The organism is Polaribacter sp. Z014 (genome assembly GCF_023555435.1).
Classification (GTDB): Bacteria; Bacteroidota; Bacteroidia; order Flavobacteriales; family Flavobacteriaceae; genus Polaribacter.
This window is the reverse complement of record NZ_JALCZP010000056.1, coordinates 1-2,715: the sequence shown is the minus strand read 5'-3', so window position 1 is coordinate 2,715 and position 2,715 is coordinate 1. Positions and strand designations below refer to the sequence as shown.

3 protein-coding genes are annotated in these 2,715 nt (G+C 29.7%); all 3 read right to left on the bottom strand.

Going from position 1 to position 2,715, the window contains the following annotated elements; all coding sequences use genetic code 11:
• Positions 1-259 precede the first annotated feature (259 nt).
• Positions 260-628: a hypothetical protein gene (locus tag MPF19_RS18745; RefSeq protein WP_249989803.1), complete on the bottom strand. Its 369-nt coding sequence runs from the start codon at positions 626-628 to the stop codon at positions 260-262.
• 154 nt (positions 629-782) lie between these two features.
• Positions 783-1,619: a leucine-rich repeat domain-containing protein gene (locus tag MPF19_RS18740; protein WP_249989802.1), complete on the bottom strand. Its 837-nt coding sequence runs from the start codon at positions 1,617-1,619 to the stop codon at positions 783-785.
• 142 nt (positions 1,620-1,761) lie between these two features.
• Positions 1,762-2,592: a DUF4238 domain-containing protein gene (locus tag MPF19_RS18735; RefSeq protein ID WP_249989801.1), complete on the bottom strand. Its 831-nt coding sequence runs from the start codon at positions 2,590-2,592 to the stop codon at positions 1,762-1,764.
• Between the last annotated feature and the right edge of the window lie 123 nt (positions 2,593-2,715).

Here is a 2,715-nt window from a genome sequence, read left to right as displayed (position 1 = left end):
TAAGCAGTGAATTTAGTAAATAAAACACGAACGGCGAAATTCCGGAGGAATTTCCCAAGTGAGCTAAAACCAGCAATAAAGTTTATACGGTGTTGGCATTTCGTTTTTTTTCAGATTACTATTCTTTAAATATATATATTCCTATTTTTTTGGGTTCTAAAGAATTCTGTCATTGATTTATTCCGTAAACTTTTTAAATTCCGATTGAGTGAATAATTCCGTAATTCGTTAAGCTCATCTTTAATAAGGTTTTCAAATTTTATTCCGTTAAATATACTTTAGTGACAATTGTTAAACTGTCGATGTTGGTTTTACTTTTGTCAAGCTCAAAAATTAAAGACTTTACTTTAATATTAGAAAATTCAGATTCAGGTTTGTCAATTAGTTTTATTCGATAACTTAATTCGTATTGATTATGGTCGCAAAAATCGTTCGGATTTCCTAATAATTTTATGATTTCACTTAAATTCTTTCCTTTTAAATCATAGTTGTTCAAAAGGTCGTTAAGCATTTTCTCTCTGTAAGGATAATCATACTCAATTCCGTTCTGCCATTTTTCTTTTTCAAATTTAGTATTACAACTAAATATTAAACTTAAAATCAAAAAGAATATCGTTCTTTCTTTCATATTTCTGTTAAATGAATGCCAACGTGTTTGTGTATGGTTAGTTGCGTGGTTAAGCAACTAAGTTAGCAAACATTTACGAACCCGTGAATATTCCGCAGGAATATTCGCAAGTAGGCTCAATGCAGCAATTAATTATACACGGTGTTGGGCACAGTTATTCTTTTTCTATCCACCATTCGATTCCATCCTTAAATTCATTTTTGACGAAATCATATGCTACAAAAAATCCCGATTTCAAAGAAGGATGCTCGTTTTGAATATCCTCTCGTTCTTTGTTTTTCATTCTCCAATGTGCATCTAGTCTTTTTAACTTTTTGAGTTTTAAGATTTGACGATAATTTCTATCTCTTATTGATGCACAAGACATATCTAATTCGACTAATTCTTTTAATTCATTATAAGGTTCAAGACTTTGTAACATTAAATTTCGAGGTGCAAAGGTATCTCCTCCAAGTTCTAAAGATTTTAACCAAGTCATTTTACCAATTAATTCATAGTTTAAAATTTTGAAAGAAGCCAGTATTGAAAGATGCTGTAATGTTTTCAATTCTATTAATGGTGAAACATCGTCGAGTTTAGAAAAATTACTAATCGATAAAGATTTTAGTTTGTCAAGTTTTCTAATTGAACTTATATCCAAAACAGTGGAAGTCCAAATGTTCAATACTTCCAAATTTCGCATCTCACAGACTGCTTCAAAATAATTTTGGTCAACTTTATGGCGAAGCCCAAGACTTTTAATATGAGTCAGTTCCGCAAATTTTTCTTTCCATTGTTCATCAATCGTTTTTCTTTTTTTTAATGATACTTCTGGCGGAAAGTCCATTGCTAGAGTTGATATGAATACGTTATTTGTATTTAATATATCCTGCCTAAACTCTTGAAAAACCTTTTGTTCATCCAAATTATTAATTTCAGGATAATAGATGTCAATTAATTGGTCTTTTCCAACAATCGGTCTTTTCATAGGTTGCTCATTAATTGTGCCCAACGTGTTTGTGTATGATTAGTTGCGTGGTTGGGTAGCTAATTTAGCAAACTTTTACGGACCAGAGAAAATTCCGCAGGAATTTTCGCAAGTAAGCTCTAAAAAGCAATTAATTATACACGGTGTTGTGTGTAGTACTTTATTCTTAAGTAAAATCAGATTCGTTTTTCGCGAAAATTTGTTCAAATGAATGGCTTTTTACTAATTGATTATAGAATAGTACGTCATCACTATTATTCACAACCTTTCCATTATCTGTTTTACTAATATAAATTGCATAGTTCGGCGATATAGGATAATACAATTCAAATTGTTTTAATTCCTCTGTGTTATTGAGTGGTGCTCTAACATTAAAAATTGGTTGGTCACTTGTGATAAAATTGGAAGATGTGTTATTTTTTATTAATTTTATTTCTCCAGTATTGTAAATCCATCTACCTGTAATTTCGCCATAAATAAATGGTAGAATGATAGACATTTTTTCTAAATCAATATTTTTATTTTTTAATTCGGCAGGATTTAAGTTTTCACGCATTTTTTTCGTTCGCATATATTGAACTCCTAAAAACAAACTTAATTGATGTTTATAATTGTCTTGCTCTAAAAACTCTATATTTCCTTTTTGTAATTTTTCTAAACAATTTTTTCCATAATTTTCAACAATTGTATGTAAATCCTCAATGCCACATTTAATCAAATATTCATCATTTGAGTTTGAGATGTCATTGTAAAGATTCAAAATATGATTCATTGATTTTCCAACATTTGGAATCATATTCTTAATTATAAACTGTAAAAATTTAATTTCTTCTGTACCTAATTTTAAAGATTTGTAAAAGAATCTTTCTTGAGCAATATTGTCTAATGAAGTCGAAAAGATTTTGCCCTTTCTTCTACAACAGATTTTGTTTTCAGATATCCAAGGTTTGAGATATTCTTTCCAAACATAATGATGATGTTTCTTTAATTCTTTCAATGTAATCGGTTTGTTCGGGTATTACACACAACGTTGTTGTATATGGTTTGTTGCGTGTTTCAAGCAACTAATTTAGTAAATAATTACCGACCAAGAAAGTCCGCGAGGACTTTCGTAAGTAGG